The sequence below is a fragment of the Nonomuraea sp. NPDC050556 genome, from assembly GCF_044457355.1.
Classification (GTDB): domain Bacteria; phylum Actinomycetota; class Actinomycetes; order Streptosporangiales; family Streptosporangiaceae; genus Nonomuraea.
Window position 1 is genome coordinate 13,585 of record NZ_JBITGU010000004.1, and the last position, 24,222, is coordinate 37,806.

General features: G+C 71.3%; 23 protein-coding genes and 1 riboswitch. Of the genes, 9 read left to right on the top strand and 14 right to left on the bottom strand.

All coding sequences use genetic code 11. The features are described from left to right. Window positions 1-2: 2 nt before the first annotated feature. Window positions 3-1,802 (bottom strand): trypsin-like peptidase domain-containing protein, encoded by a 1,800-nt coding sequence (locus ACIBG8_RS37070; protein WP_397347855.1) that lies wholly within the window; start codon window positions 1,800-1,802, stop codon window positions 3-5. Window positions 1,803-1,860: 58 nt separating this feature from the next. On the opposite strand from ACIBG8_RS37070, the gene ACIBG8_RS37075 reads away from it, so the two are divergent. Together ACIBG8_RS37075 and ACIBG8_RS37080 are read left to right on the top strand one after the other, a co-directional pair. After that, on the top strand, window positions 1,861-2,727 hold the full coding sequence (locus ACIBG8_RS37075; RefSeq protein ID WP_397347856.1) for an LLM class flavin-dependent oxidoreductase: 867 nt from the start codon (window positions 1,861-1,863) through the stop codon (window positions 2,725-2,727). 18 nt (window positions 2,728-2,745) lie between these two features. Beyond that, on the top strand, window positions 2,746-4,044 hold the full coding sequence (locus tag ACIBG8_RS37080) for a TrpB-like pyridoxal phosphate-dependent enzyme (RefSeq protein WP_397347857.1): 1,299 nt from the start codon (window positions 2,746-2,748) through the stop codon (window positions 4,042-4,044). Here the strand turns inward: ACIBG8_RS37080 and ACIBG8_RS37085 are convergent. Further along, window positions 4,039-5,274: an FAD-dependent monooxygenase gene (locus ACIBG8_RS37085; RefSeq protein ID WP_397347858.1), complete on the bottom strand. Its 1,236-nt coding sequence runs from the start codon at window positions 5,272-5,274 to the stop codon at window positions 4,039-4,041. The genes ACIBG8_RS37080 and ACIBG8_RS37085 overlap by 6 nt on opposite strands. 64 nt (window positions 5,275-5,338) lie before the next feature. On the opposite strand from ACIBG8_RS37085, the gene ACIBG8_RS37090 reads away from it, so the two are divergent. From ACIBG8_RS37090 to ACIBG8_RS37100, 3 genes are read left to right on the top strand one after another with little or no spacing between them, the layout of a single operon-like run. Next, entirely contained in the window at window positions 5,339-5,926 is a 588-nt protein-coding gene (locus tag ACIBG8_RS37090; RefSeq protein ID WP_397347859.1) for a TetR/AcrR family transcriptional regulator, read from the top strand. A 9-nt stretch (window positions 5,927-5,935) separates the two neighbouring features. Further along, on the top strand, window positions 5,936-7,222 hold the full coding sequence (locus tag ACIBG8_RS37095; RefSeq protein ID WP_397347860.1) for a dihydrolipoyl dehydrogenase family protein: 1,287 nt from the start codon (window positions 5,936-5,938) through the stop codon (window positions 7,220-7,222). Continuing rightward, on the top strand, window positions 7,219-7,590 hold the full coding sequence (locus ACIBG8_RS37100) for a DUF1801 domain-containing protein (RefSeq protein ID WP_397347861.1): 372 nt from the start codon (window positions 7,219-7,221) through the stop codon (window positions 7,588-7,590). The genes ACIBG8_RS37095 and ACIBG8_RS37100 overlap by 4 nt, the downstream gene beginning before the upstream one ends. Before the next feature lie 402 nt (window positions 7,591-7,992). Here ACIBG8_RS37100 and ACIBG8_RS37105 read toward each other — a convergent pair whose 3' ends face one another. Beyond that, window positions 7,993-9,027, bottom strand: a complete 1,035-nt coding sequence (locus ACIBG8_RS37105; RefSeq protein WP_397347862.1) for an AI-2E family transporter — start codon at window positions 9,025-9,027, stop codon at window positions 7,993-7,995. Between the two features lie 50 nt (window positions 9,028-9,077). Further along, window positions 9,078-9,155 carry a 50S ribosomal protein bL37 gene (locus tag ACIBG8_RS37110; RefSeq protein WP_372453742.1) on the bottom strand — a complete coding sequence of 26 codons (78 nt, stop codon included), beginning with the start codon at window positions 9,153-9,155 and terminating at the stop codon, window positions 9,078-9,080. Window positions 9,156-9,253: 98 nt separating this feature from the next. Between ACIBG8_RS37110 and ACIBG8_RS37115 the strand changes: the two genes are divergently transcribed. The 4 genes from ACIBG8_RS37115 (at window position 9,254) to ACIBG8_RS37130 (ending at window position 12,970) form a co-directional block, all read left to right on the top strand. After that, window positions 9,254-10,033 (top strand): DeoR/GlpR family DNA-binding transcription regulator, encoded by a 780-nt coding sequence (locus ACIBG8_RS37115; protein WP_397347863.1) that lies wholly within the window; start codon window positions 9,254-9,256, stop codon window positions 10,031-10,033. Beyond that, window positions 10,030-11,079 carry a galactose-1-phosphate uridylyltransferase gene (galT, locus tag ACIBG8_RS37120; RefSeq protein ID WP_397347864.1) on the top strand — a complete coding sequence of 350 codons (1,050 nt, stop codon included), beginning with the start codon at window positions 10,030-10,032 and terminating at the stop codon, window positions 11,077-11,079. Before ACIBG8_RS37115 ends, galT begins: the two co-directional genes overlap by 4 nt. 65 nt (window positions 11,080-11,144) lie before the next feature. Further along, a riboswitch (cyclic di-AMP (ydaO/yuaA leader) is annotated at window positions 11,145-11,284 on the top strand. Window positions 11,285-11,287: 3 nt separating this feature from the next. Continuing rightward, window positions 11,288-12,238 (top strand): coiled-coil domain-containing protein, encoded by a 951-nt coding sequence (locus tag ACIBG8_RS37125; protein ID WP_397347865.1) that lies wholly within the window; start codon window positions 11,288-11,290, stop codon window positions 12,236-12,238. Between the two features lie 189 nt (window positions 12,239-12,427). Further along, a complete protein-coding gene (locus ACIBG8_RS37130) occupies window positions 12,428-12,970 on the top strand; it encodes a hypothetical protein (protein WP_397347866.1) in 543 nt (180 codons plus the stop codon). 8 nt (window positions 12,971-12,978) lie between these two features. Here ACIBG8_RS37130 and ACIBG8_RS37135 read toward each other — a convergent pair whose 3' ends face one another. Genes ACIBG8_RS37135 through ACIBG8_RS37180 form a run of 10 tightly spaced genes read right to left on the bottom strand, consistent with a single transcriptional unit; the run spans window position 12,979 to window position 24,210 of the window. After that, a complete protein-coding gene (locus ACIBG8_RS37135) occupies window positions 12,979-14,475 on the bottom strand; it encodes a hypothetical protein (protein WP_397347867.1) in 1,497 nt (498 codons plus the stop codon). 9 nt (window positions 14,476-14,484) lie between these two features. Then, complete coding sequence (locus ACIBG8_RS37140; RefSeq protein ID WP_397347868.1) at window positions 14,485-15,822, bottom strand: hypothetical protein; 1,338 nt, start codon at window positions 15,820-15,822, stop codon at window positions 14,485-14,487. A gap of 21 nt (window positions 15,823-15,843) precedes the next feature. Beyond that, on the bottom strand, window positions 15,844-17,556 hold the full coding sequence (locus ACIBG8_RS37145; RefSeq protein ID WP_397347869.1) for a hypothetical protein: 1,713 nt from the start codon (window positions 17,554-17,556) through the stop codon (window positions 15,844-15,846). 14 nt (window positions 17,557-17,570) lie between these two features. Further along, entirely contained in the window at window positions 17,571-18,242 is a 672-nt protein-coding gene (locus ACIBG8_RS37150) for an isochorismatase family protein (protein WP_397347870.1), read from the bottom strand. A gap of 12 nt (window positions 18,243-18,254) precedes the next feature. After that, window positions 18,255-19,409, bottom strand: a complete 1,155-nt coding sequence (locus tag ACIBG8_RS37155) for an isochorismate synthase (RefSeq protein WP_397347871.1) — start codon at window positions 19,407-19,409, stop codon at window positions 18,255-18,257. A gap of 33 nt (window positions 19,410-19,442) precedes the next feature. Then, on the bottom strand, window positions 19,443-20,201 hold the full coding sequence (locus tag ACIBG8_RS37160; protein WP_397347872.1) for a 2,3-dihydro-2,3-dihydroxybenzoate dehydrogenase: 759 nt from the start codon (window positions 20,199-20,201) through the stop codon (window positions 19,443-19,445). After that, complete coding sequence (locus ACIBG8_RS37165) at window positions 20,198-21,391, bottom strand: FAD-dependent oxidoreductase (protein WP_397347873.1); 1,194 nt, start codon at window positions 21,389-21,391, stop codon at window positions 20,198-20,200. Before ACIBG8_RS37165 ends, ACIBG8_RS37160 begins: the two co-directional genes overlap by 4 nt. A 7-nt stretch (window positions 21,392-21,398) precedes the next feature. Beyond that, complete coding sequence (locus ACIBG8_RS37170) at window positions 21,399-21,764, bottom strand: hypothetical protein (RefSeq protein WP_397347874.1); 366 nt, start codon at window positions 21,762-21,764, stop codon at window positions 21,399-21,401. Then, window positions 21,764-23,401 carry an MFS transporter gene (locus ACIBG8_RS37175; protein ID WP_397347875.1) on the bottom strand — a complete coding sequence of 546 codons (1,638 nt, stop codon included), beginning with the start codon at window positions 23,399-23,401 and terminating at the stop codon, window positions 21,764-21,766. Before ACIBG8_RS37175 ends, ACIBG8_RS37170 begins: the two co-directional genes overlap by 1 nt. Continuing rightward, window positions 23,401-24,210 carry a hypothetical protein gene (locus tag ACIBG8_RS37180; RefSeq protein ID WP_397347876.1) on the bottom strand — a complete coding sequence of 270 codons (810 nt, stop codon included), beginning with the start codon at window positions 24,208-24,210 and terminating at the stop codon, window positions 23,401-23,403. Before ACIBG8_RS37180 ends, ACIBG8_RS37175 begins: the two co-directional genes overlap by 1 nt. Window positions 24,211-24,222 lie beyond the last annotated feature (12 nt).

Here is a 24,222-nt window from a genome sequence, read left to right on the forward strand (position 1 = left end):
AGCTATGACGACAGCGCTGAGGCGATGGTTCGGGCGACGGTGGGGTGGGAGAGGTACTCCTCGACGTCGTGGGCGCGCTGCAGCGGGTTCTCCACCGCCCGCTCCTCCACCTGTCCCTTCCAGTCGTCGTCCAGCGGGCAGCCGATGCACACCGGGTCCGCCGGGCACCACACGTTCAGCCACCGGCCGACCCGGCTCGGCCGTACCGGTCCGCCCGACAGTAACCGCCGGTGCACCGAGTCGAGCCCCAGCGGGCTCCCCACCGTCACCAGCAGCGGCACCTCGACCCGCGACGGCAGCTCGGTGAGCAGGTCCATCGCCACGACGGTGCCCAGGCTGTGCGCCACCAGCACGACGGGCCCGGACTCGGGCATCGTCTGCAGCACCGCGTCGAGTACGGCACGCCGTACGGCAGGGTCGTCGAGGTAGGCGGCGACGTCGCGGAAGACGGCCGCGATGAGCAGGTGGTCGAGGTTGGTCGCCGAGGCCAGCCACGACAGCGCCCCCTGCACCCCGCTCACCAGCCCCTCCCGCCGCCCGTCCGACGGCATCCCGGCCATCATCGCCGCCTCGCTGATCAGCTGCTCGTACAGCAGCCTGGCCGTCGGCGAGCGCGGCGCGAACGCCCCCGCGTGGTCCCCGGCCAGCGCCTCGGCCGACCCGATGGCGGCGGCGAGCCGGTCGCCGTAGAACGGCATCCACGCGTCGCCCGGATCGATGGGCGACAGCTCCGCGAGGGTCAGCCCCTTGTTCAGTCCCGCCGTCCACTGACGGCGCATGGTCACCGGGTCGTGCCCGGCCTGTCCCCTTCCGTGCAGGAAGAGCAGCTTGCCCGCCCCGCCGAACGCCGCGGGCCGCGCGGTGAGGCCTGTGGCCCGCGGCAATACCTTCTCCTGTACGGCGGGCGTCCCCATGTCCAGGTCGGCGCGCACCTCGGGGGCCAGGTCGCGCCCCGCCAGGTCGCGCAGGATCACGCTGATCCGCACCCCCTCGTTGAACTCGTCGGTGCCCACGTGGTGCAGCGCCACGACCTCCCACTGGTCGTTGAAGACCGGCGAGCCCGAGCTGCCCGGCTCGGTGTCTGCCGAGTAGTGCAGGAAGTCGTCGAGCTGGAGCATGAGTTCGCTGTTGCGTACGGCGATCTCCTTGAGCCGCCCGTTGGGGTGGCCCGCGACGTTCACCGGCTCGCCGGTGACGATCTTGCCTTGCTGCACGATGAGCTGGTTCCAGCCGAACAGGGTTCCCGCAGCGCGTCCGTCAGGCGCGGGCCGCACCATGACCAGGGTGTAGTCGAGCCGCTCGTCGGTGACGAAGCAGCCGTCCGGGTCGAGGGTGAACCTGCTCCACGGCGACGGGTCGTTGTCGATGCCGATCTCGGCGCCGAACTCCACCACCACAGCGCGCGCCGTGTCCTCGTCGGGGAGCACGTGGTTGTTGGTGAGCAGCAGGCGCGGCGACACCAGGAAACCCGTGCCGATCGGCCTGGAGGTCCGGTCGGCGACGCGGCCGACCGAGGTGATCGCCCGAGCGCCCCTGGACAGGAAGTTGGCGGCCTGGAAGTCGCGGGACACGCCGATGATGCGCTCGAAGAGGCGCGATGGAGACTCCCCTGCGAGCTTCTCGACCGCGGCGACCGGCACGTCGCCCCTGCGGACGAGCCGCTCGGCCCTGGCGGAGATCTGGGCGGGGTCGTCGACGATGTAGTGGCCCGTCTCGTCGCGGCGGCGCAGGACGGTCTCGCGGGCTTCCGTGCTCCGCTCGAACCGCTCGGCGGCCGCCTGGGCCTGCTCGAAAGCGTTCATGCGGCTACGGTCCGCCCGGCTCGCCCACCCGCACATGAGTAGACCCATACTCAGGGATATGACCGATTATGGACGGCCTGTCGAGTTTGGCTACTTCCTGGTTCCGAACGCCGGCGACCCCTTGCTGAAGCTCGCTTCCGTGGCCGACGACCTGGGCCTTGACCTGCTGGGCGTGCAGGACCATCCGTACCAGCGGCGCTACGTGGACACCTGGACGCTGCTCGGCATGATCGCCGCCACGACCCAGCGGATCCGGGTTTTTCCTGATGTGGCGTGCCTGCCTCTGCGGCCGCCCGCCGTACTCGCCAAGGCCGCCGCGAGCCTCGACCTCCTCAGCGGCGGGCGGGTGGAGCTCGGGCTGGGCGCCGGTGGTTTCTGGGACGCCATCGAGGCGTACGGCGGGCCGCGCCGTACGCCGAAGGAGGCCTTCGAGGCGCTCGGCGAGGCCGTCGAGGTGATCAGGGCGATCTGGAGCGGCGAGCGCAACCGGCGTTTCGACGGGACGCACTACCAGCTCAAGGGCGCCCAGTCCGGTCCGGTGCCCGCGCACCCGATCGAGCTGTGGCTCGGCGTCAGCGGTCCCAAGGCGCTCGCGCTCACCGGGGCCAAGGCCGACGGCTGGCTGCCGTCGTCGAGCTGGGCGACCCCGGACAAGCTGCCCGGGATGAACGCGCGCATCGACGACTCGGCCGCGGAGCACGGCAGGCGGCCGGAGGAGATCCGCAGGCTCTACAACGTCCACGGCACGGTCACCGCTGAATCGGTCGAGCAGTGGGTGGAGGAGCTGACCGACCTCGCCGTCGGGTTCGGCATGGACACGTTCGTCCTCTGGGCGGAGGGTGAGCAGGAGCCGCAGCTGCGCAGGTTCGCCGAGGAGGTCGTGCCACGCGTGCGCGAGCAGGTAGCTATGGAACGCGGAGCGTAATCGGCGCAGACTGGGCCGATGACCCCAGAACACTGGTACAACATCGTCCCCGACCTGGCGTCACCACCGCCCCCTCCGCTGCACCCCGGCACGATGCAGCCGATCGGCCCCGACGACCTCGCCCCGCTGTTCCCCATGGAACTGATCGCCCAGGAGGTGAGCACGGACCGGTTCGTCGCCATCCCCGAGGAGGTGGCCGACGTCTACCGGATGTGGCGGCCGACGCCCCTGATCAGGGCGCGACGGCTGGAGAAGTCGCTGGGCACGCCCGCCCGGATCTACTACAAGTACGAGGGCGTCTCCCCGGCCGGCTCGCACAAGCCGAACACCGCCGTGCCCCAGGCGTACTACAACGCCCGCGAGGGCGTGCGCCGGCTCACCACGGAGACCGGCGCCGGTCAGTGGGGGTCGGCGCTGGCGTTCGCCTGCGCCCAGTTCGACCTGGAGTGCCTGATCTGGATGGTGCGGGCCTCCTACGACCAGAAGCCCTACCGCCGCTCGCTCATGCAGGTGTACGGCGCGACCGTGCACGCCAGCCCCTCCCCCGTCACCGGCGCGGGCAGCAAGATCCTCGCGGACGACCCGGACTCGCCGGGCAGCCTGGGCATCGCGATCAGCGAGGCGGTGGAGGTCGCCGGTTCCGCCGAGGACACGCGTTACGCGCTGGGCTCGGTGCTCAACCACGTGCTCATGCACCAGACGGTGATCGGTGAGGAGGCGCTCAAGCAGTTGCCCGAGATGCCCGACCTGGTCATCGGGTGCACCGGCGGCGGCTCCAACTTCGCCGGGCTTGCCTTCCCGTTCATGCGGGACTCCCCCGGGACGCGGTTCCGCGCGGTGGAGCCCGAGGCGTGCCCGTCGTTCACCCGCGGGCGCTACGCCTACGACTTCGGCGACACGGCCGGGTTCACGCCGCTGCTGAAGATGCACACGCTCGGCCACTCCTTCGTGCCCGACCCCATCCACGCCGGCGGGCTGCGCTATCACGGCATGTCTCCCCTGCTGTCGCACATGTACGAGCTGGGCATGTTCGAGGCGGTGACCCGGTCGCAGACCGAGTGCTTCGCCGCCGGGGTGCGGTTCGCCAGGACCGAGGGCATCGTGCCCGCCCCCGAGCCGACCCACGCGCTGGCCGAGACGATCGCCGAGGCGCTGCGGTGCAGGGAGAGCGGCGAGGAGAAGGTGATCCTCACCGCTCTGTGCGGTCACGGCAACTTCGACATGGCCGCCTACGACCGCTACCTGTCGGGCGAGATGTCGGACTTCGCCCTTCCCCAGGAGCGCATCGACGCGGCCCTGTCGGAGCTGCCCTCATGAGAAGACCTTGGCCTTCAGCTTGGGGAACCGCTCGGCCACCCGCAGGAAGGTCTTGAACCCCATCCTGGCGACGGCGTTGCCGTCGACGAACTGCTCCGCCGCCTTGAGCGAGTCGTTCACGGCGGCGAAGCCGTACCCCCTCATCTGCTCCTCGTAGGCGGCGATGGCCTCGACCACGTCGCCGCCGCCGGTCAGCGCCCGGCAGAGCAGGCGGGCGTCGCGCAGCGCGGTGTTGGCCCCGATCCCGCGCATCGGGGTCATGCTGTGGATCGCGTCGCCGAGCAGGGTGATGTTGCTGGCCTGCCAGGCGTCGATCGGGACGGACGTGCGGATCGGCAGGAGCGAGACGGTGTCCTGGTCGGTCATCGTGACCAGCTTGCGCAGGTCGGGGTGCCAGCCTTCGGTCAGCGCCGCGGCCGCGTCCTTGAGCTCCTTGCCCGTCAGGCCGGCGATGCCGGCGGGGAACAGGTTCGTGGCCGCGCCCAGCGCCCACAGGATGTAGCCGCCGCTGTTGTCCATCAGCGCGCCCTCCTGCTCGGTCACGCCGAACCCGCCCACCGACTCCGTCGCCAGGTGCGGCGCGGAGAAGAAGCCGACGCTCCTGGGCGGGATCACGCTGTTGGGCCCGTCGACCAGCCTCGGTGAGATCATCCGGCGGGTCGTGTCGTCGAGCGGGAACTTGCCGGCGATCGTGATGATGCCCGTGTCGACGCGCTGGGCGTGCGGCAGGTACTGCTTGCGCACCCGGGAGTTGCCGCCGTCCGCGGCGACCACGACGTCGGCCGTGGCCGTGGTGCCGTCGGCGAAGTGCAGGGTGACGGTTCCGTCGTCGTCGCGCTCGTAGCGCTCGTAGGTCTTGCCGTACCGGACCACGTCGTCCAGCCCCGACAGCAGCACCTGCCTGAGCGTGATGCGGCTCGCCGAGTAGTGGTCGAAGTTCTCCTTCGGCGCCTTGAGTACCAGGAGCTTCTTCATCTTCTCGGTGATGAAGCCGAAGTCGTGGTTGCTGGCGCCCGCTGTGGCGGTGAAGGCCTCCCACAGCTCGGGCGGCAGGCAGTCGCGCAGCGCCTCTGCGCCGTTCGGGTCGATGTGGATGCGGTAGCCCTGGAGGCGGTCGGTCGGGGTGCGGTCGCGCTCGAACACGGTCACGTCAACGCCCGCCTTGCGCAGGCCCTGGGCCAGGCACAGCCCGCCGATTCCGCCGCCGATCACCGCGATGTGAGTTCTCATGGCTCCGACTATCAACCATTCGGATAATTGTGTCAACCATCCGGATGGATGATAAACTTCCGGCATGAGAAGAGCCCCAGAGGAGAAGCAGCGCGACGCGGAGCGCACCAAGGGCCGCATCGTGCAGGCCGCGATCGAGGAGTTCGCCGCCAAGGGCTTCGCCGGCGCCCGGGTCAGCGAGATCGCCGCGCGGGCGGGCGTCAACAAGCAGCTGATCTCCTACTACTTCGGCGGCAAGGAGGGGCTCTACACGGCCATCGCCGCACAGTGGGACAGCGCGGAGGCCGCCTTCACCGACGAGTCCATGACGCTGGGCGAGTTCGCCGCCGAATACGTGCGGGCGAACCACACCCATCGCGACATGGGCAAGCTCCTGCTGTGGCGCGGGCTCGACGACTCCGTGCCGGACGCCGGCTTCACCGAGGCGGCCCGGTTCGAGCTGGAACGGCTGCGCGCCAGGCAGGCCGCCGGGGAGTTCCCCGCCGACATCGACCCGGCCGCGATGTTCGTGATGCTGTTCTCCATCGCGGCGGCGAGCATCTCCTACCCGCAGGTCGTCCGCGCCCTCTACGACCTCGACCCGGCCTCGGCCGAGTTCGCGGAGCTCTACGCCGAGCAGGTCAAGCGGATGATCGATCACCTCCGGGGTTAGGTTGGACCCATGGACGTCGATGTGATCGTGCTGGGGCTCGGGCCGGGTGGCGAGGACGTGGCAGGACGGCTCGCCGAGGCCGGGCTGCGGGTGGCGGGGGTCGAGGCCAACCTCGTGGGCGGCGAATGCCCCTACTGGGGATGCATCCCCTCGAAGATGATGATCCACGAGGCAGCCAAGCCGGACGCCTCGTGGGAGCGGGTCGCGCGCCGGATCCGCGACGAGGCCACGGACAACTGGGACGACAAGGTCGCCGCCGACCGGTTCACCGGCAAGGGCGGCATCCTCGTCAGGGGGCGCGGCAGGATCACCGGGCCGCGCACGGTGACCGTCGGGGAGGTGATCACGGCCTCACGCGGCATCGTCATCGCCTCCGGATCCCAGCCGTCCGTGCCGCCGATCGACGGGCTGGCGGACACTCCGTACTGGACCAACCACGAGGCCATCGAGACCGCGACGCTGCCGTCGTCGCTCATCGTGCTCGGTGGTGGGGCGATCGGGGCGGAGCTGGCTCACGCGTTCTCCCGCTTCGGCTCCACGGTCACCGTCGTGGAGGCGGCGCCTCGGCTGCTCGCGCTGGAGGAGCCCGAGGCCGGGGAGCTGGTCGCCTCGGCGTTCGGCTCCGCCGGGATCCGGGTGCTCACGGGGGCGACGGTCTCGCACGTCTCGTACGCTGACGGGCAGTTCTCGCTGGCCGGGGTGTCGGCTTCGCAGCTGCTGGTGGCCACGGGGCGGCGGGTGGACCTGGCCGCGCTGGGTGTGGGGGCGGTGGGGCTGGACGAGTCGGCTCGGGCGATCCCCACGGACGGGCTGATGCGGGCGGGCGACGGGGTGTGGGCGTTGGGGGACGCCGTGGGGAAGGGCGCTTTCACCCACATGTCGATGTACCACGCGGACATCGTGGTCAAGGACATCCTCGGGCAGGAGGTGCAGCCCGCGTCGTATCACGCGGTGCCGCGGGTGACGTTCACCGATCCGGAGATCGGCGCGGTGGGTCTCACCGAGGCGCAGGCGCGGGAGCAGGGCCTTTCCGTGCAGGTCGCTCTTACCGACCTGGCGAAGTCCACGCGGGGGTGGATCGCCGAGGCGTCGGGGTTCATCAAGCTGGTGGCGTCGGACGGGGTGCTGGTGGGGGCGACGAGCGCGGGGCCTTGCGGGGGTGAGGTGCTGTCGATGCTCACGCTGGCTGTGCACGAGCGGGTGCCGGTGCAGCGGCTCAGGGAGATGATCTACGCGTATCCGACCTTCCACCGGGCCGTCTCCGCGGCGCTGGCGGAGCTGGGGGGGTCCGCATGACGGACGAGGTCAACCGGCTGATGAGCACGGTCGATCATCCTTCGAAGGATGCGATCGAGTACCTGCGGGCGGCGATCCTGGGGGTGGATCCGGAGATCACCGAACAGGTGAAGTGGAACGCGCCCAGCTTCTGCTTTGACGGGGTGGATCGGGTGACGTTCCAGCTGAAGTCGAAGGACATCCAGCTCATCTTCCACCGGGGCGCCAAGGTGAGGGACGACGGTGCGCCCTTCACTTTTGACGACGAGAGCGGCTTGATGGACTGGCGCTCCAGCGACCGGGCCGTGGTCACCTTCAAGGACCTCGCCGACGTGAAGACACACGAGGCGGCGTTCCTGACCCTGGTCGAGCGCTGGATCAAGAGCTAAAACAGGCCCGCTGGTTCCAACCTCCCCCAGAGGATGGCCCAGCGGGTGCATTCGTCGGCGTCGCTCAGCCCCCAGAGGTGGTCAGCCGCAGCGGGGTGGGGCTATGGGGTTGGGGGTCGGGTTTGGCCGCCGACCAGGGGGACGGCCCAGCGGGTGTTCTCGTCGGCGTCGATGAGCAACGCGCGGGCGAAGGCGCTCAGCGGCCCACCAGGATCGCGCCGATCCCCCAACCCCACCATCCCCCCAACAGCGACAGCGGGCACCGCGAAAACCCCCGCGGGCGGGCTCCCACGACGGACGGAAACTGCCAGAGGTGGCCAGCCACAGCGGGAGCAAGGGCGGGCGGGTGGGCGGGCGGAGGGCGGGACGGCGGGGGTGGGAAAGCGGATGACGTAGGTGGGGTTAGGGGGTTGGGGGGTTGGGTTGGCCGCTTACCAGGGGGATGGCCCAGCGGGTGTTCTCGTCGGCGTCGATCAGCAACGCGCGGGCGAAGGCGCTCAGCGGCACCGCCAGGATCGCGCCGATCGCCCCCAGGACAACCGTCCACACCAGCAGCGAAAGGATCGTCAGGGTCGTTGACAACCCCGCAGACTCCCCGGCGAACTTGGGCTGGATCACCGACTGGATGATGAAGTTCAGGACGCAGTACACCACCACGACCCACAACATCGTCGTCCACCCCGAGTCCAGCAGCCCGAGCAACGCCGGCGGGATCAGCCCGATCAGGAAGCCGATGTTGGGGATGTAGTTGGTGATGAAGGCCAGCAACCCCCACAACAGCGGCAATGGGACACCCAGCACCGCCAGAGCCCCCGCGTCCAGCACCGCCACGATGATCCCGAAGATGCTCGAAACCACCAGGTATCGGCACGTCCCCCGGGTGAACTCACGCAACGCCCCCACCAGATGCGGGCGCGACGCCGACAACGCGCCCACGGCGTCCTGCAGGAAGGTCGCGTCCAGACTCATCCCGAACAGCAGCAGAAGGATCAGGACGAACGCCGACCCCACCCCCAGCAGGCTCCCCAGGAACCCCTCCACCAGCGCCAGGATCTTGTTCGGGTCAAGCTTCCCCAGCACCGCGTTGACCTGCTCCGTCGTGATCCCCAGACCGTGGATCCACGTGGTGACGTTCGCCACCAGCGCCTGGTACTTGTCGGTATAAGTCGGCAACAGGACCGCCAGCTGCGCCACCGACACGATCAACGACCCGACAAAGGCCAGCAGCACCACGATCACCACAGCCAGCGGCACCACGATGAGCGCCCACGACGGCGCCCCCCGACGCCGCAGCCACTGCCGCAGCGGGCTCACCGCGATCGTCATGGTGAGCGCCAGAAAGGCGGGGCCGGCGATCGAACTGACCTGCCCGATGCCGGCCAGCGCGATCACAGCCGCAGCGAGACCGAGCAACAGCCGGAGACCGCGAGACATCATGGCTCACACTATGTCGCCACAGCATGACACCCAGTAGTCAACGCGCCGGTTTACCGTCCGGTGGGACGCTTTCCGTGGTTGGCCTTCTTCTTCTTGCGCGCCTTGCTTTTCCGTTGTCTCTTCGCCATGGGCACAACGTCTCGCGGCGCAGCCGTACACACAAGGGCCCCCACAGACTCCAACATCTGTGTGTCATAATTTGGTGGAAAGTGTTGGAAGGGAAGGCATGCTCGCACAGCAGCGGCAACAGACGATCCTCGAGCGGGTGCGCAGGAGCGGCGGCGTGCGCGTGGCCGACCTCGTCAGAGACCTCGGCGTCTCCGACATGACCATCCGCCGCGACCTGGAAACCCTGGCCGAGCGCGGACTGCTGGAGAAGGTACACGGTGGGGCCACCGTACTCGGGCCAGGCTCCACCGAGGAGCCGGGGTTCACCGCGAAGTCGGCCCGCCAGCAGCCGGAGAAGGAGTCCATCGCGCGCCGCGCCGCCGAGCTGGTCAGGCCGGGCACCGCGGTGGCGCTGTCGGCGGGGACGACGACGTGGGCGCTCGCCCACCATCTCATCGAGGTGGCGGATCTGACCGTCATCACCAACTCCATCCCGGTCGCGGAGGTCTTCCACCGCAGCACCCGCCCCGACCGCACGGTGGTGCTGACGGGCGGCGTGCGCACGCCGTCCGACGCGCTGGTCGGGCCGGTCGCGGTGGCCGCCATCAGGCGGCTGCACGTGGACACTCTGTTCCTCGGCGTGCACGGGATGAGCGCGCGTGCCGGTTTCACCACCCCCAACCTGCTGGAGTCAGAGACCGACAGGGAGCTCGTGGCCTCGGCGAGCAGGCTCGTGGTGATGGCCGACCACACCAAGTGGGACACGGTCGGCATCAGCACGATCGCCGAACTGGCGGAGGCCGACGTCGTCATCAGCGACGCCGGGCTGCCCCAGGAGGCGCGTTCCGAGCTGGCGGAGCGCGTCGGAGAGTTGATCATCGCGGAGGACTCGTTGTGAAGCGCACCATCACCCACCTGGCCGACGGCCGAGAGCTGATCTATTTCGACCGGCGCGACGACGCGGACAGGAGCGCGGTGGACAGGCGGCCGCTGGAGGGCCGGCCTGTGGCGTCCGAGCTGCGTTATGACGCGCTGACCGACGAGTGGGTGGCGATCGCCGGGCACCGGCAGACGCGCACGTTCCTGCCGCCGGCCGACGAGTGCCCGCTGTGCCCGTCGAACGGCGAGCGGCTGTCGGAGATCCCGTCCAGCTCGTACGACGTGGTCGTGTTCGAGAACCGCTTCCCCTCCTTCTCCACCCACCTCGGCACCTATCGGGACGACGTCCAGCCGGGGGTGGGCCGCTGCGAGGTGGTGTGCTTCACCGAGGACCACAACTCGTCGTTCTCCCAGCTCACCGACGACCAGGTGGGCCTGGTCATGGAGGCCTGGGCGGACCGTACGGCGGAGCTGTCCTCGATCGACGGCGTCGAGCAGGTCTTCTGCTTCGAGAACCGCGGCGAGGAGATCGGCATCACGCTGCCGCACCCGCACGGCCAGATCTACGCCTACCCGTACATCACGCCGCGCACCCAGCAGCACCTCCGCGCGGCCGCGAGCAACCCGACGGTCTTCGCCGACCGGCTGGCCGCCGAGCGCGCCTCGGGCGAGCGCGTGGTGGCGTCGAACGAGTTGTGGACGGCGTTCGTCCCGTTCGCCGCGCGCTGGCCGTTCGAGGTGCACGTGTATCCGCACCGGCAGGTGCCCGACCTGACGGCGCTGTCGGATGACGAGCGCGCCGCGTTCGCGCCTCTGTACACGAGCGTGCTGCGGGCGCTGGACGGCCTGTTCGACCTGAAGATGCCCTACGTCTCCGCATGGCACCAGGCGCCGGTCAGACAAGGCCGTGACCTCGCATATCTTCATCTCGAACTGTTCACGGTGCGGCGCGCGCCAGGGAAGCTCAAGTACCTGGCCGGTTCAGAGTCCGCGATGGGCGCTTTCGTCAACGACGTGCCGCCGGAGCAGGCTGCTGCCATGCTTAAATCACAGGTAGATCACTAATTGATTCCGGCTTGAGGTCGCATTACCGTCGTTTTACTACTAATATCCCTCAAGCATCGGCTGTCACAGCCGTGCCGCCTAATCCCGGGCGTGTAGCCCGGGAACCGGGGACCCACCGCTCCCTCGGGGTGAATCCACTGCTCAGTGGTAGGGCCACTCCAGCCCGAACCCGTCAGCTAACCCGGTCGGCAGGAGGAGAGGATAGTTAGTGACGTTCCCCCGCGTCGTGGCCTGCGGCGTTCTCGCTGCGGTCACCCTGGCTCTCAGCCCAGCGGGTACGGCTGCCGCCGCCCCCAAACCCACCGAGAAGCAGCTTCGCGCCGAGCTGAGCAAGCTCAACACGAAGGTCGACAAGCTCATCGAGACCTACAACGCCAAGCGGGTCGCGCTCGCCAAGGCGAAGAAGGCGGAGCAGTCGGCCAAGGAGCGGCTGGCAGCGGCGGACAAGACGCTGGCCGACACCCAGACCAAGATCAGCCAGATGGCGGCGATGGCGTACCAGGGCGGCGACCCGGGGCTGGCGAGCATGATGTGGTCGCCCAACATCGGCGGCCGGGCCGTACTCGACCAGCTCAACAACGAGCAGGAGGCCATCCTGGCCGGGGTCACGGCGGCCAGGGCGGCCAAGAAGCAGGCCGTGGACGAGGCGGCCGAGCTCACCGAGCAGATCAAGGACGACACCGACGAGGTCGCCGGGCAGCGCGAGGACGCCGAGGATGTCATCAAGGACATCGAGAAGAAGCTGAACGACCTGGTCCCGTACGGCACGGGCCGCAGGTCGGACGGGAGCTGGGCGCCTGAGCTCCCTTCGGGGGACGACAACATCACGCCGCGCATGCGTCAGGTGCGGGATCTGATCAAGAAGGACTTCAACCTGCCGTTCGAGGTGGGGTGTTACCGGGTGGACGACCACGGCGAGCATCCGCTGGGGCGGGCCTGCGACTTCATGATGAGCTCGGGCGGCTCGATGCCGTCGGCGGCCAACAACGCGCTGGGCGACCAGATCGCGGCGTGGGCGATGAAGAACAAGGACAAGCTGGGCGTCAAGTACGTGATCTGGAAGCAGCGCATCGACCAGGGGTCGGGGTGGCGCGGCATGTCCGACCGCGGCGGCATCACCGCCAACCACTACGACCACGTCCACATCTCCATGTACTGACCCGTACGGCGGGCAACCGGCCTCCCGGACGGCGTGACAGAGCCAGGGATCTGGCGACGCGTAAGGGATACCCCCTTCTTGTATGCGGTCGGGATTCTGGAGGCCTGAGGGGTTCCTGTGGATTTGGGGTGGTGATCCTCGTATGGGTGCGGCAGGCTTGAGGCGGACCGCGCATCATACGGAGGCGATGTGGACGACCCGCCCGCAGGACGCCATGCCCGCAGCGGGGGCGACCGCAGGCTCTACAACCCTCTGCCCGCGCCCGTGCCCCCGCCCGACGAGCCCTACCTGGGCCCGGAACCGCCGGGGTTCCCCTGGCGGCTGACCGTCGGGTTGGTGGCGGTTCTGGCTGCCGGGGTGGGGTTCGGGCTCTGGGTCACCTGGCCGGACGCTCCCCCGCCCGGACCTGTGTCCTCGTCGGTGTCCGTGTCAGCCGGTGGGCCGGTGAGTTTCGAGCCGCTCGTGCGCAGCCCGGCCCCCACCCTGTCGCCGCGGCGCAAGGCCACCCCAACCCCGTCGGCCTCACACAAACCCACGCCGACCAGGAGCACGGAACCGCCGCGGGTCCGCCGTACCCCCAAGCCGACGGTCACCGTGACGAAGAAGGTCACCGTGACCCCCAAACCGACGAAGGTGGGCACCGGGCCGGAGGAGCCGCCTGACGACGGGTCCGGCCCAGCGCCCACCTGCCGCACCTGGTCCGACTGTCACGACGAACCGCCGGGCGGCTGACCCGGTGTTCACGTGGACAGCAGGAAGATCTCGCTGACGGTCGTGGCGAGGGTACGGATGTCGGCTTCGACGCTGATCTCCGGCTTGCCCGGGTCGAAGGTCGCCGACAACCTCGATCGGTAGCCGGTCAGCGCCCGCCACACCTCGTTGGGCGCCAGTCCCGCGTTCAGCAGGCGGTAGGAGCTGGAGCTGTGGCCCCACAAGGTCACGGTCTGTACGCCGAGGCCCAGGGCGGTGCCGACGCGGGCGGAGATCTGCCCGTCCGCCGTCGCCTTGTCCCAGCCGGAGGTGTCGCCCTGGTGGGCCAGGCCGTACTCGCGGGATCCGATCTGGACCAGCGTGTCCCAGCCCAGGGCCTTGACGGCGAGCCACTGCGCCTGCGCCGCCTTCGCGGGAGTGATGCCGTACGCCGCGTAGGTGGTGCCGAACAGGCCGCTGGCGACGTAGACGCGGTCGACGTCCGCTGCCCTGATGTAGCCGTCGACCTGCTGCTTGGTGATGACGGGGTATTTGGCGCGCATGGCTGACACGCACTTCTGGTTGGCGCCGCAGCCGAGCTCCGGGACGACGACGCTGATGGACAGGCGCTTGCCCGGGAGGGCGTTGCGCAGCGCGGTGGTGGCCGCGGTGAGGAAGGCGCGGATCTCGGTGGCGGAGGTCAGGTCGCGGTAGCCGAGGTTGTCGGCGAACTTCACGCCCGCGACGCCCGGCTGGCGAGCGTGGGTGATGAGGGTGGCCAGGGCGGACTGGAAGCGGACGTCTCCCGCCTTGTACGCGCCTGCGAGGTCGGCTTCGACCCAGGTGCGAAGGTTGGCGGCGTGCGCGGCGTCGATGGCGGCCGTCATAGGGCTGGCGGTGGGCACGGCGGTCGGCACGGGGGTGGGCACGACCGAGACGGTAGGCGCCGGGGTGGGCACGACCGAGACAGTAGGTACAGGGATGGGCGAGAGCGAGGAGGTGGGTAAAACCGAGACGGTCGGTAAGGCGGTCGGGGCGGATGAGGTCGGGCTGATGGTTGGGGCGGTGGTCTGCACCACCTTGGTGCCGTTGACGTACCGCTCGTAGGTGACCTCGCCCGTCACCCCGTTCCTGCACTGGTACCACCCGTCACCCAGCTCCTTGCACGCCGTCTGACCACCTCGGCAGTTGGTGCTGGTCGCGAAGTCGGTCCTCTGGTTGCACCTGATGTACTGCTGCGGCAACGGCCGCGCCGCCTCCAGGTTGGCTCCGCCGTTCGCCCCCCAGAACGCGGCGACGGCGGCCGCCTCCTGCGGCGGCGTCAGCCACCGGCAGACCACGAACGACGGGGTGTCCGCCGGGAGGAGGTCGCGGCACGACTGCCCGCGGGTGACGTCGAGCGGGACCTCAGCCGTCGGCGTGGTGCCGGGCACCAGGCCGGGGTCGGCGAAGGCGAGCAGCGGGAAGCCGAACACGAGCGCGATCACGATGCCCGCGACGGCGAACCGCTTCTCCCGCCGGGTGATTCCGGAGAGGAACTGTCTCATCACATCCCCTTAGGCCAGGATGAAGATCTCGCTCACCGTGGCGGCCAGCACGCCGATGTCCTCGCTGACGCCGGTCTCCGGGGAGTCCGGGTCGAAGACGACGGAGAGCTGCCCGCGGTACGGCGCGAGCGCCTGCCACAGCCGGTTGGTGGCCAGGCCCGCGTTCAGCAGCCGGTAGGTGCCGGTGGAGTCGGACGCCTTGTGCCCCCACAGGCTCACCGTCCGCCCGGCGAGACCGCTGTCCGGACCGAACCGCAGGTCGACGTCGGCCTTCGTCAGCCCGGAGACGGCGCCCGGGTGGGCCAGGCCGTACTCGCGCGCCCCCACCTGCGCCAGCGCGTCCCAGCCCAGCGCGACGACGCCCGCCCACTGGAGGCGAGCCGGGGTCCTGATGCCGTACTTGGCGTAGACGGAGCTGAACAGGCCGGTGGCGACGTAGACGCGGTCGATCGGGACCGCGCGCACGTAGGAGTCCACGAGGGCCCTGGTGACCAGCGGGTATTTGGCGCGCATCGCGTTCACGCAGCCGGCGTTGGCGCCGCAGCCGAGCTCGGGCACGACGACGCCGACGGCGAGCTGCTTGCCCGGCAACGCCGTACGCAACGCCGTGGTGGCCGCGGTGAGGAACGCCCTGACCTCCTTGGCCGAGGCCAGGTTGCGGAAGGCAAGGTTGTCTGCGAACTTCACGCCGGTCACGCCGGGTTCCGCGGCGTAGGCGGCGAGGGAGGTGAGCGCGGCGCGGAAGGCGGTGTCACCGGCCTTGTAGGCGGGGACGAGGTCGGTCTCCACCCAGGTGCGCAGGTTCGCCGCCCGCGCCACCGCCAGGGCACCGCGCACAGAATCACGCAGAACGACCTGCTGGATGGTGGGAGATGGAGTGGGTTGTACGGTCACCGTCGGCGGAGGGGGTGTCACCGTGGGCGGGGGCGTATATCCCAGGGTCGAGACCACCACCGCTCCCCCGCAGTAGTAGTACTGCTGCTCCTGCGGGCACGTCGGCGCGGGCGGGATCACCGCCCTGTTCTCCCTGGTCACGCAGTGGTACAGCCCGTCGCCAGCGTCGACGGTGCACACGATCGGCTCCTTGCACGAATCCGCGTACCGCGCCGTCACCCATCGGGCGCCGTCCTTGCAGAACACCCGTGGCCCACGCACCGCCGTCGTCGTCGGTTTGGGCGCGGGAGGCGGCCGCTCGGTGATCGCGGTGACGTCGGGCGGCGCGCTGCCCTCGATCAGTCCCGGGTCGGCGAAGGCGAAGATCGGCGCGGCGAACACCAGCAGCAGCGCGATGCCGCCGACGGCCAGGTGCCGCTCCCGCCTGCTCAACCGGGAAAAGAACTTCTTCAAGGCGTGTACCTGCTCTCGAGATCAGTGGCAGTTGCTCCAGTAGCTGGTGCCGTTCGGCCCCTGCACCTGGTAGCCCTTGTCGGCCTTGACGACCCACGCGACGGAAACGGTCAGGGTGCCGCTGCCGCTCGTGGTGCCTTCCGTGCTCGTCCCGTCGCCGGTGTTGCTCCCCGACCAGGAGACGGTGATCGTTCCCGACTTCTCCGTGTCGGTGCAGCCCGGCCGGTCGGTCGGGTCGGTGATGGTGAAGGAGCTGCCCGAGACGCTGATCCCGGAGGAGGCCGAGGCGCCGGTGATGCTGCCGCTGCCCGGCGAGACGCTCAGCGAGAACGACCCCGACCTGCCGGTGCCGAGCGACCCGCCGCCCGAGACGCTGGCCTGCGGCGCGGGTGGCGCCGGCAGCGCGGGCTTGGGCGGCGGCTGGGTCTTGTCCGGGTCCTTGGTGGGGTCGGCCTTGGTGGTCGGTTTGGTGCCCTGCGGCGGCGGTTCGGCCGGTCCGCTGCTCTTGGACTTGGGTTTGGGCTTCTCCGTCTGGGTGGCCGCCCGCACGGTCGGCTTGGTGGACGCCGTGGGCTTGGTGCTGGGTTTCACGACGGGCACGACGACGGTCTGCGGCGGCACGCCGGTGGTGTTCACCACGACAGGGGCGGTGGAGGTGTCGTCAGGCGGGAGCTCGATGAGGATGTCGGGCGTGGGCGTCGGGGCGGCGGCCAGGACGTCGTTGCGCGGCGCCGCCGTGACGATCGGCGGCCCGCCGCCCGCCGGGGTGAAGAGCCCGCGCACGAGCACCAGGCAGAGCCCGGCCCCCGCCACGGTCACGACCAGGATCCTGGCCACCGACCTGAAGGTGAACCGGCTCTCCGGATCCGCCTCGTCGGCGCGCGGGGCGTAGAACTCCGGGTCGGGCACCGGCGGGGGTTTCTCGCTGAAGAACCGCTCCCCCAGCTCCGCCCGCTTGTCCCACGCCCTGAACTCCACGGACTCCTGGTCGCCGAAGTCGCTCACCTGCACGGGGAAGCCGTCCAGCCGCCACTGCCCCGCGTCGTCCGGTAACGGCTGCGCGGTGGCCAGCCCGTCGGCCAGGTGCTCGGGCGCGGGCAGCGGGGTGAGCTGCCGCATCAGCTCGGCCGCCGTGACGGTGATCGGCGCACGACGGCATTCGGCGCACCCGTCGATGTGCCTGCTGATCTGGGTTCTGGTGCGCCTGGTCGGCGCCGCCGTCCACTCGGAGACCAGACCACCGAGTACGGCGCAGCCGTCCTCCCCCTGTGCGGCGGTGACGGCGGCGAACCAGATCTCCAGCGCCGCCCCGGCCTCGGCGTGCACCGAGGCCACCTGCGCCGCGCCGACGCCGAAGATCAGGGCGATCTCGTCGTCGGTCAGCGCGTGCCGGTGGACCAGGTCGAGCACCTCGCGGTGCGGCGTCTCCAAGGTCGCCAGCGCCTCGGGCAGGAGTTCCGGGACCGGGCCAGGACGCCGCCACGACCCGGTGCTGGTCGGCCCGGCCAGCGCGCTGCGGTGCGCGCGGGCCAGGGCGTACAGCCAGGCGCGCAGGTGCACGGACTCGGCCGGGCGCTCGGCGTGCACGTGCGCCGAGAGCAGCGCGCCGCAGGTGGCCAGCGCGGCGTCGGGTTCCGCGAGCTCGGTGCGGTTGTAGTCGATGAGCCGCGCGCCGTACTCCGCGCACAGCTCGCCGATGTCGCGGCGGGCGTCTTCCGGGATCGCGTCCCACATCTGCGGAAACTCCTTTAGAGCGAGGAGGAGCGGAGTGCTGCGATGGCCGCAGCGGTGGTCAGTACCTGGCCGCAGCGTTGCGCGACGTGGGTCATGGCCATCTGGTGGTGTCCTGGGCTGAAGTCGGCGACCCCGTCGCCCAGCACGAACGCCTGGATGTCGTTCATGAAGGCGTCGACGGCCGTGGCGAGGACGCCGATGTGGGCGTAGACGCCGCAGATGATCAGCTGGTCGCGCCCCGCGGCGTGCAGCCGGTCCAGCAGGTCGGTGCCGAACAGCGCCGAGTAGCGCAGCTTGGTGAGCTGGATGTCGCCGGGTCTGGGGGCGAGGGCGGCGGGGATCGAGGTGTCGGCAGGGTCGGCCGACATGCCCGGTCCCCAGAAGTCGTTGAGCAGCCCGCGCTCGCCCGGTCTGGCCGCCCCGCGCTGGAGCGTGTAGACGACGGGTACGCCGAGGGCGGCGCAGGTCTCGCGCACCGCCACGGTGTTGGCCAGCAGTTCGGCCAGCGGCGAGCTGCCCGCCGGGTAGGGGCGCAGGAAGTAGTTCTGCATGTCGTGGATGAGCAGCACGCTGCGGCGCGCGGTCGGCCGCCAGCCGGCGGCGCGGTTGGCTGGCAGCTCGGCGGGCATCGCGTGCGCGCCGATCGACGGCAGCGCCCGGGGCGCCGGGTGGTCAAGGACGGTCATCGGGAGAACTCCTTACTGGGCAGAGCCGCGGTAGCCGAGGGCCTGCAGGAGGGTGGCGAACTTGGCGCTGGTCTCGGCCAGCTCGGTGTCGGGGTCGGAGTCCGCGACGATCCCCGCTCCGGCCCAGAGCCTGAGCTGGCGCCGGTCGAGGAGTTCCGCGCAGCGCAGGGTGAGCGCCCAGGTGCCGTCGCCGGTGCTGTTCTGCCAGCCGACCAGCCCGGCGTAGAAGCCGCGCTCCGCCTCCTCCAGTTCGGTGATCAGCGCGGCCGCCGTATCGGTGGGGCTGCCGCACACGGCCGGGGTGGGGTGGAGCGCGCCGGCGAGTTCGAGCGCGCTCGGCGCTGGGTCGCGCAGCTCGCCGCTGATCGGCGTGGACAGGTGCCACACGGTCGAGGTGGCCACCACCTCCGGCGGCGGCACGTGCAGGTCCCGGCAGTAGGGGCGCAGGGCGGCGGCGACGGCTTCGACGACGACGCGGTGCTCGTGCAGGTCCTTGCTCGACTCCAGGAGCTGGGCGGCGAGAGCCCGGTCCTCGATCGGGTCAGGACTGCGCGGCACGGAGCCGGCGAGCGGGTTGGCGTTCACCCGCAGGCCGCGCCGCTGCACCAGGAGCTCCGGGCTGGCCCCGATGAGCAGGCGCTCGCCGGGCAGCGGGACGGCGAAGACGTACCTGCCGCGCCCGCCCAGGTGGGTGAGCACCTCCAGGGACGACATCGGTCGCGCGCTGGTCATGCGCAGCGATCGGGCGAGCACCACCTTGCGCAGGTCGCCGGCGCGGATCCGGTCGCGGGCGACCTCGACGGCCTTGCGGTAGTCCTCCGGTGCGGTGTCGTGCTCGACGCTCCACTGATGGCCGCAGCGCATGCATCGGTTGACCGGCAGCCGCGCCCCCCAGCGCGGCCCCGAGCAGGCGCGCAGCGCGCTGGCCCGGCCGTCGAAGGTGACCGCTCCGGCGACCAGCGCGTCCGTGGCGTGCTGGAACGACGCCACCGCGCCCGCCAGAGCGGGCACGTCGGCGGCCGCCAGGTCGAGCGCGGGCCCGTCGGCCAGCAGGGTCCGCCTCCCCCCGGCGAACAGAACGGTGCTGGCCTGGTGGTAGCCGTCGAGCGGGGCGTATCGGGAGCCCGCTTCGGCGGCTGCCTGCGGCATCAGCATGGGCATGGACATGGTGCTCTCGCTTTCACGTACCTATGTGAGGGTTCAGGCTGCGAGGCTCGCGCCCCCGTCGACCACGAGCGTGTGCAGGGTGATGTGGCGCGCCTGGTCGGAGACCAGGAAACAGACCGCGTCCGCGACGTCGGCCGGGGTGGCTATGCGGCCGAGCGGGATGCCCGCCCGGTAGGCCGCTGGATCGCCGGCGATCGGATCACCGCCGAGCTGGGCGAGCATGGGGGTATCGGTAGAGCCGGGCGCCACCACGTTGCAGCGGATGCCGTAGGCGGCCAGCTCCAGACCAAGGCACTGGGTGAACATCTGCGCCGCGGCCTTCGACGCGGCATAGGCGGCCAGGCCCGCGCGCGGCACCCGGGCCGCGTTGGAGGCCACCGTCACGATCGCGCCCCGGCGCCTGGGCGCCATCGCCGCGGCCACGTGGCGGCTGAGGTGGAACACGCCGCCCGCGTTGACGGCCAGCGTGCGTTCCCAGTCGTCGTCGGCGTAGTCGAGCACCCCGCCAGGACGCAGGATGCCGGCCACGTTGACGCAGATGTCGATCGGTCCCACCTCGCGCTCCACCCGATCGACGACCTTCCGTACGGCGGCGCCGTCCGCCACGTCCACGACGTACGGCTGCACGCCTGGCCCGTCGGGAGCCGGTTCGCGCAGGTCGCACGCCGCGACCTTCGCTCCGGCGCTCGCCAGGGCGGCGACGACGGCGGCCCCGATACCGCCCGTCGCCCCGCTGACCAGCGCGACCCGTCCCGCGATGCCGTCCACCCGCACCGCCTCCTTCTCGTTCACGCGCTTCTCGCGTACGTCAGTGGTTGCAGCGGCAGGAGGGCGCTCCTGGTCAGCCAGGCATGGCCCGCGTCGCGGTCGCTGTTCATCGCGCGCACCCGGTCCAGGGCGGCGTCGTGGGTGGGCGCCGCGTTCGGGCACGTTCCCGCGAGGGCGCGCAGGTGCCTGGCCAGGGAGGTGGAGCGCCGCTGCGACCAGTCCTCCAGCGCAGCCGGCGAGGCGGCGGCTCCCATGACGGCGGCGAGGACCCGGCCGAGGTCGACCGCGCCCTGCAGCCCGGCGTTCAGCCCGAGGTCGTCGCCCAGGTCGGGCAGCACGTGCGCGGCGTCCCCGGCGAACAGCACGTGCCCGTACCTGTAGGAACGCAGCAGGCTGCTGGCCGAGCTGTGCCAGCGGGCATGGGCGACCTTGAGCCGGTGGCCGGGGCCGAGCGCGATGGCGCGGCGGGCCAGCGCGCCCATCTGGGCCCGGGTGAGCGGGCCCTCCGCCGTGGTGTCCGGGATGGGGAGGGTGACGAGCCAGTGGCCGGGCAGCGCCTGGACCGTGCACGGCTGCACCTCGTCGTGCACGTAGGTGAGCGGGGCGAGCCTGGGGAGCAGCTCGTCGAGCTGGGTCGGGGTGCGCAGCCGTAGCAACCTCATCGGCCTGCCCGTGGGACCCGGCCTGGCGCCGACCATCGACCTGATCCGGCTCGCCGCGCCGTCGGCGGCGATGAGGTAGCGGGCGGAGTGCCACTCGCCCGCCGCGTGCACGCGCACCGAGCCGCCCGCGTCGGTCAGGCCGTCCACCTCGGCAGCGAAGCGGATCCGCGCGTTCGTGCGGGCCAGCTTCGACAGCAGGATCGCGGTCAGGCGGCTGTAGTCGAGGTTCAGGCGGAACGGGTGGTCGGTGAGCATGGCGAGGCTGGCCATGTGGAGCTGGTTGTGGATCGTGCCCGTGCGGTCGCGCCACTGCAGCCGCTCGACCCTGCGTCCCAGTGCGGCGAGCGCGCGGTCGACTCCGAGTACGGCGAGCTGGTCGAGGGTGGCGGGCTGCAGGCTGGCGCTCGCGAGGCGCTCGCCGTCGTCCGGGGCGTCGCGCGCCTCCAGGACGAGCACCTCGACGCCGGCCCTGGCCAGGGCGAGCGCCGCCGTCAGCCCCACGGGGCCCGCGCCGGCGACGATGACGCGGTCGCGACTCGGGAAGGTGTGCATGGTTCTCCTAGGGCAGCCGGCGAAGCAGCTGGTCGATCGCGGTGAGCGTGTGGTCGGACAGGGCGACGCCCTGCTGCGTGATGGCGCGGATGCGCTGCAGCCGGTGCATCGTCCGGACGGCGGTCGCGCTCAGCGCTGGCAGGTCGGCGGTGGGGGTGGCGTCGGCGTCCATGGCCGTGCTCGTGCGCGGGGGCGGCGGGGCAGCGCGCTGGTAGGGCGGGCGGCGACGCGCGTCGCCCTGCCGTACGGCTTCGCCGGGAAAGTCGCCCTGCCGTATGGGTTCTCCGGGGAAGAGCAGCGCCGAGCCGTTGGGCGCGGGCAGGACGACAGGGGAGGCGGGCGGGAAGAGCGGGGCTGACACGTCGGTGGACATCACACGAACTCCTCACGGCTGGTGGGAAAGACTCCTGAGGGCCGGTGCCGGCGCGGCTGGCCGGCGCGTTCGAGGTGGGCGAGCTCGTCGTCGGTGTCCGCGCGCACCTGGAGCAGGGTGGCGCGCAGCTCCACGACGTGCCGCCGCAGCATCATCAGCTCGTCCGGGCTGATCGACCAGGCGGCCTCCCGCCTGGCCCGCTGCACCGGGGTGCGCAGGACCAGCGCCAGCAGCCCGGCCAGCACCACCCCGCACACGATGAGCGCGAGCACCGAGGCGTGCGCGGGCAGCGACCCGGGAAGGACCGGGTGCCGCAGGAGCGCGATCCCGCCGCCGACGCCGAGCGCGCTGCCGATCTGCCGCATCGTCATGCTCGCGCCGGCCGCCGAGGCGTACCGCTCGGTGCCCGCCGTGAGGGTGGCGGCAGCGGAGGCGCCGGTGCTGATCGCGCCGAGCCCGAGCCCGGTGGCCGTGCAGGCCAGCACCCAGGCGATCAGGTCGGGGTGGTCACCCAGCCCGAGCTGCAGCTCGCCTATGGCGGTCAGGACCACGACGACCACGCCGACGTAGACGACAGGACGGGAGCCGAACCGGCGGACCAGCGGCCCCGAGATCAGGCTGGAGACGAGCACGCCCACGGACAGCGGCACCAGCAGCAGCCCGACCCCGGCCGGCGCGATGCCCCACGACTGGAGCAGGAACGGTCCCGTGGCCAGCAGCGCGAGCGACACGATGCCGTAGATCAGCGCGATGACGGCGGCGAGGGCGAAGGCGGGGGTGCGCCAGAGCATGAGGTCGACCGAGGGCGCCGGGTGCGTCATGGAGCGCAGGACGCTGATGCTGATCAGCCCGAGGATGGCCAGGGCCAGTCCGCCGGTCGGCGCTGAGGTCCATCCCCACTCCTGCCCCTTGCTGATGACCAGCACCAGCGCGCCGAGCCCGGCCATCAGGGTGAGCGTCCCCAGCAGGTCGGGAGCCCGGTACGGCCCGCTCGGCCGGTCGGCCGGAGCCAGGAAGGCGAGCAGGAACAGCAGCCCGGCGCCGATGGCGGCGGGCGCGAACAGCGTCTGCGGCCCGTAGGCGGCGGCCAGCCAGCCGCCGCCGCTGTGCAGCGCGATCCCGCCCAGCCCCGAGGAGGCCGACCACGCGCCGATCGCCGCGGCGCGCCGCTTGGCCGGGATGTGGGTCAGCAGCAGCGCCAGCGACGAGGGGATGATCGCGCCGGCGCCCACCCCCTGGACGGCCCGCCCGGCCAGCAGGATGGTCAGGCTCGGCGCGACCGTCGCCGCCGCCGCGCCGAGCCCGAAGACGAACATCCCGAACAGCAGCACCCGCCGCCTGCCGAGCGTGTCCGCCAGCCGTCCGGCGACCGCCAGGACCGCGCCATAGGCGATCGCCGAAGCACTTGCCACCCACTGCAGGTCGCCGATCGGCACGCCGCGCCCCACCGGGACGTGCTCCAGCAGGGGCACCGCCATCGTGGCCGCCATGGTGTCGGCCATCGCCAGCGCCATGGCCCCGCATCCCAGCGCGATCAGCACGCTGGTGCGTACGGCCCGCCCGACGCGCCGGTGCGCGCCGGACGCCCGCCCCGCAGGGGGCGCCACCCGGACCGGACGGTCCTGGAGCAGCGTCATCACGCGCGTCCCAGCTCACGCAGGGGGACATTGGGCGTGCTCGCCGCGATGAAACGCTCCACCAGCCCGCGCGCCGGGGCGGGCGGGCGGCTCGCCAGCACCCATAACCCGGAGTCCTCGGCGCGTAACCGGGTGAGCGCCCAGTCCATGACCTCGTGCCTGGCCCGCTCGACGCCGCGCTCCTGCCTGCGCTCGGCGTAGGCGTACACGACGAGCCGCGCGGTGGCCACGTGCTCCTCGCAGCGCCTGGCCACCTTGGCCTCCAGCCCGCTGATCTGGGCGAGGGCGAGCTGCATGGGCCGCGAGCCGGACATCCGGTCGAGCCCGTCGAGCTCGGCCAGGCGGGCCGGCCAGCGCAGTTCGAGCGCGATGCGCCGCCCGGTGGCCGCGGCGACGTCGGCGATCGAGCCGGTGGGGCCGAGCAGTTCCTCGGCGATGGTGAGCGCGCGGTCGATGGTGGGTTCGAGGTCGGCGAGCCTCTGGGTGAGCGCGACGTTGAGGAGCGTGGCGCGGTCCCACAGGCGGCGCGCGCTCCAGCCGAGCACCATCACCCGGCGCGCGTCGGCGTCGACGTGCCAGCCGATCAGGCCGAGCTCGCGGGCGAGCTGGTGGTGGACGATCCAGGTGCGCGGATCGGCTGTCTCGATCCAGACCTCGCAGCCGCCGAGTGGTAATGGCGCGTTCCTGACGCTGGCCCACGCGGGCGCCACGCGGGTGCACACGCGCTCGATGACCTCGTGCGCCATGACGGCGCCGCCCACCAGCCAGAAGCCAACCTCGTGAGGCGCCATTGCGAGATCACCGCTCACCTGGACTCTCCC

Coding starts and splice junctions, on each gene's coding strand:
- ACIBG8_RS37075 (WP_397347856.1), top strand. CDS start 1,861: ATGACCGATTATGGACGGCCTGTCGAGTTTGGCTACTTCCTGGTTCCG.
- ACIBG8_RS37175 (WP_397347875.1), bottom strand. CDS start 23,401: ATGACGCTGCTCCAGGACCGTCCGGTCCGGGTGGCGCCCCCTGCGGGG.
- ACIBG8_RS37070 (WP_397347855.1), bottom strand. CDS start 1,802: ATGAACGCTTTCGAGCAGGCCCAGGCGGCCGCCGAGCGGTTCGAGCGG.
- ACIBG8_RS37110 (WP_372453742.1), bottom strand. CDS start 9,155: ATGGCGAAGAGACAACGGAAAAGCAAGGCGCGCAAGAAGAAGAAGGCC.
- ACIBG8_RS37100 (WP_397347861.1), top strand. CDS start 7,219: ATGACGGACGAGGTCAACCGGCTGATGAGCACGGTCGATCATCCTTCG.
- ACIBG8_RS37080 (WP_397347857.1), top strand. CDS start 2,746: ATGACCCCAGAACACTGGTACAACATCGTCCCCGACCTGGCGTCACCA.
- ACIBG8_RS37085 (WP_397347858.1), bottom strand. CDS start 5,274: ATGAGAACTCACATCGCGGTGATCGGCGGCGGAATCGGCGGGCTGTGC.
- ACIBG8_RS37105 (WP_397347862.1), bottom strand. CDS start 9,027: ATGATGTCTCGCGGTCTCCGGCTGTTGCTCGGTCTCGCTGCGGCTGTG.
- ACIBG8_RS37170 (WP_397347874.1), bottom strand. CDS start 21,764: ATGTCCACCGACGTGTCAGCCCCGCTCTTCCCGCCCGCCTCCCCTGTC.
- ACIBG8_RS37095 (WP_397347860.1), top strand. CDS start 5,936: ATGGACGTCGATGTGATCGTGCTGGGGCTCGGGCCGGGTGGCGAGGAC.
- ACIBG8_RS37145 (WP_397347869.1), bottom strand. CDS start 17,556: ATGTGGGACGCGATCCCGGAAGACGCCCGCCGCGACATCGGCGAGCTG.
- ACIBG8_RS37165 (WP_397347873.1), bottom strand. CDS start 21,391: ATGCACACCTTCCCGAGTCGCGACCGCGTCATCGTCGCCGGCGCGGGC.
- ACIBG8_RS37155 (WP_397347871.1), bottom strand. CDS start 19,409: ATGTCCATGCCCATGCTGATGCCGCAGGCAGCCGCCGAAGCGGGCTCC.
- ACIBG8_RS37135 (WP_397347867.1), bottom strand. CDS start 14,475: ATGAGACAGTTCCTCTCCGGAATCACCCGGCGGGAGAAGCGGTTCGCC.
- ACIBG8_RS37115 (WP_397347863.1), top strand. CDS start 9,254: ATGCTCGCACAGCAGCGGCAACAGACGATCCTCGAGCGGGTGCGCAGG.
- ACIBG8_RS37090 (WP_397347859.1), top strand. CDS start 5,339: ATGAGAAGAGCCCCAGAGGAGAAGCAGCGCGACGCGGAGCGCACCAAG.
- ACIBG8_RS37150 (WP_397347870.1), bottom strand. CDS start 18,242: ATGACCGTCCTTGACCACCCGGCGCCCCGGGCGCTGCCGTCGATCGGC.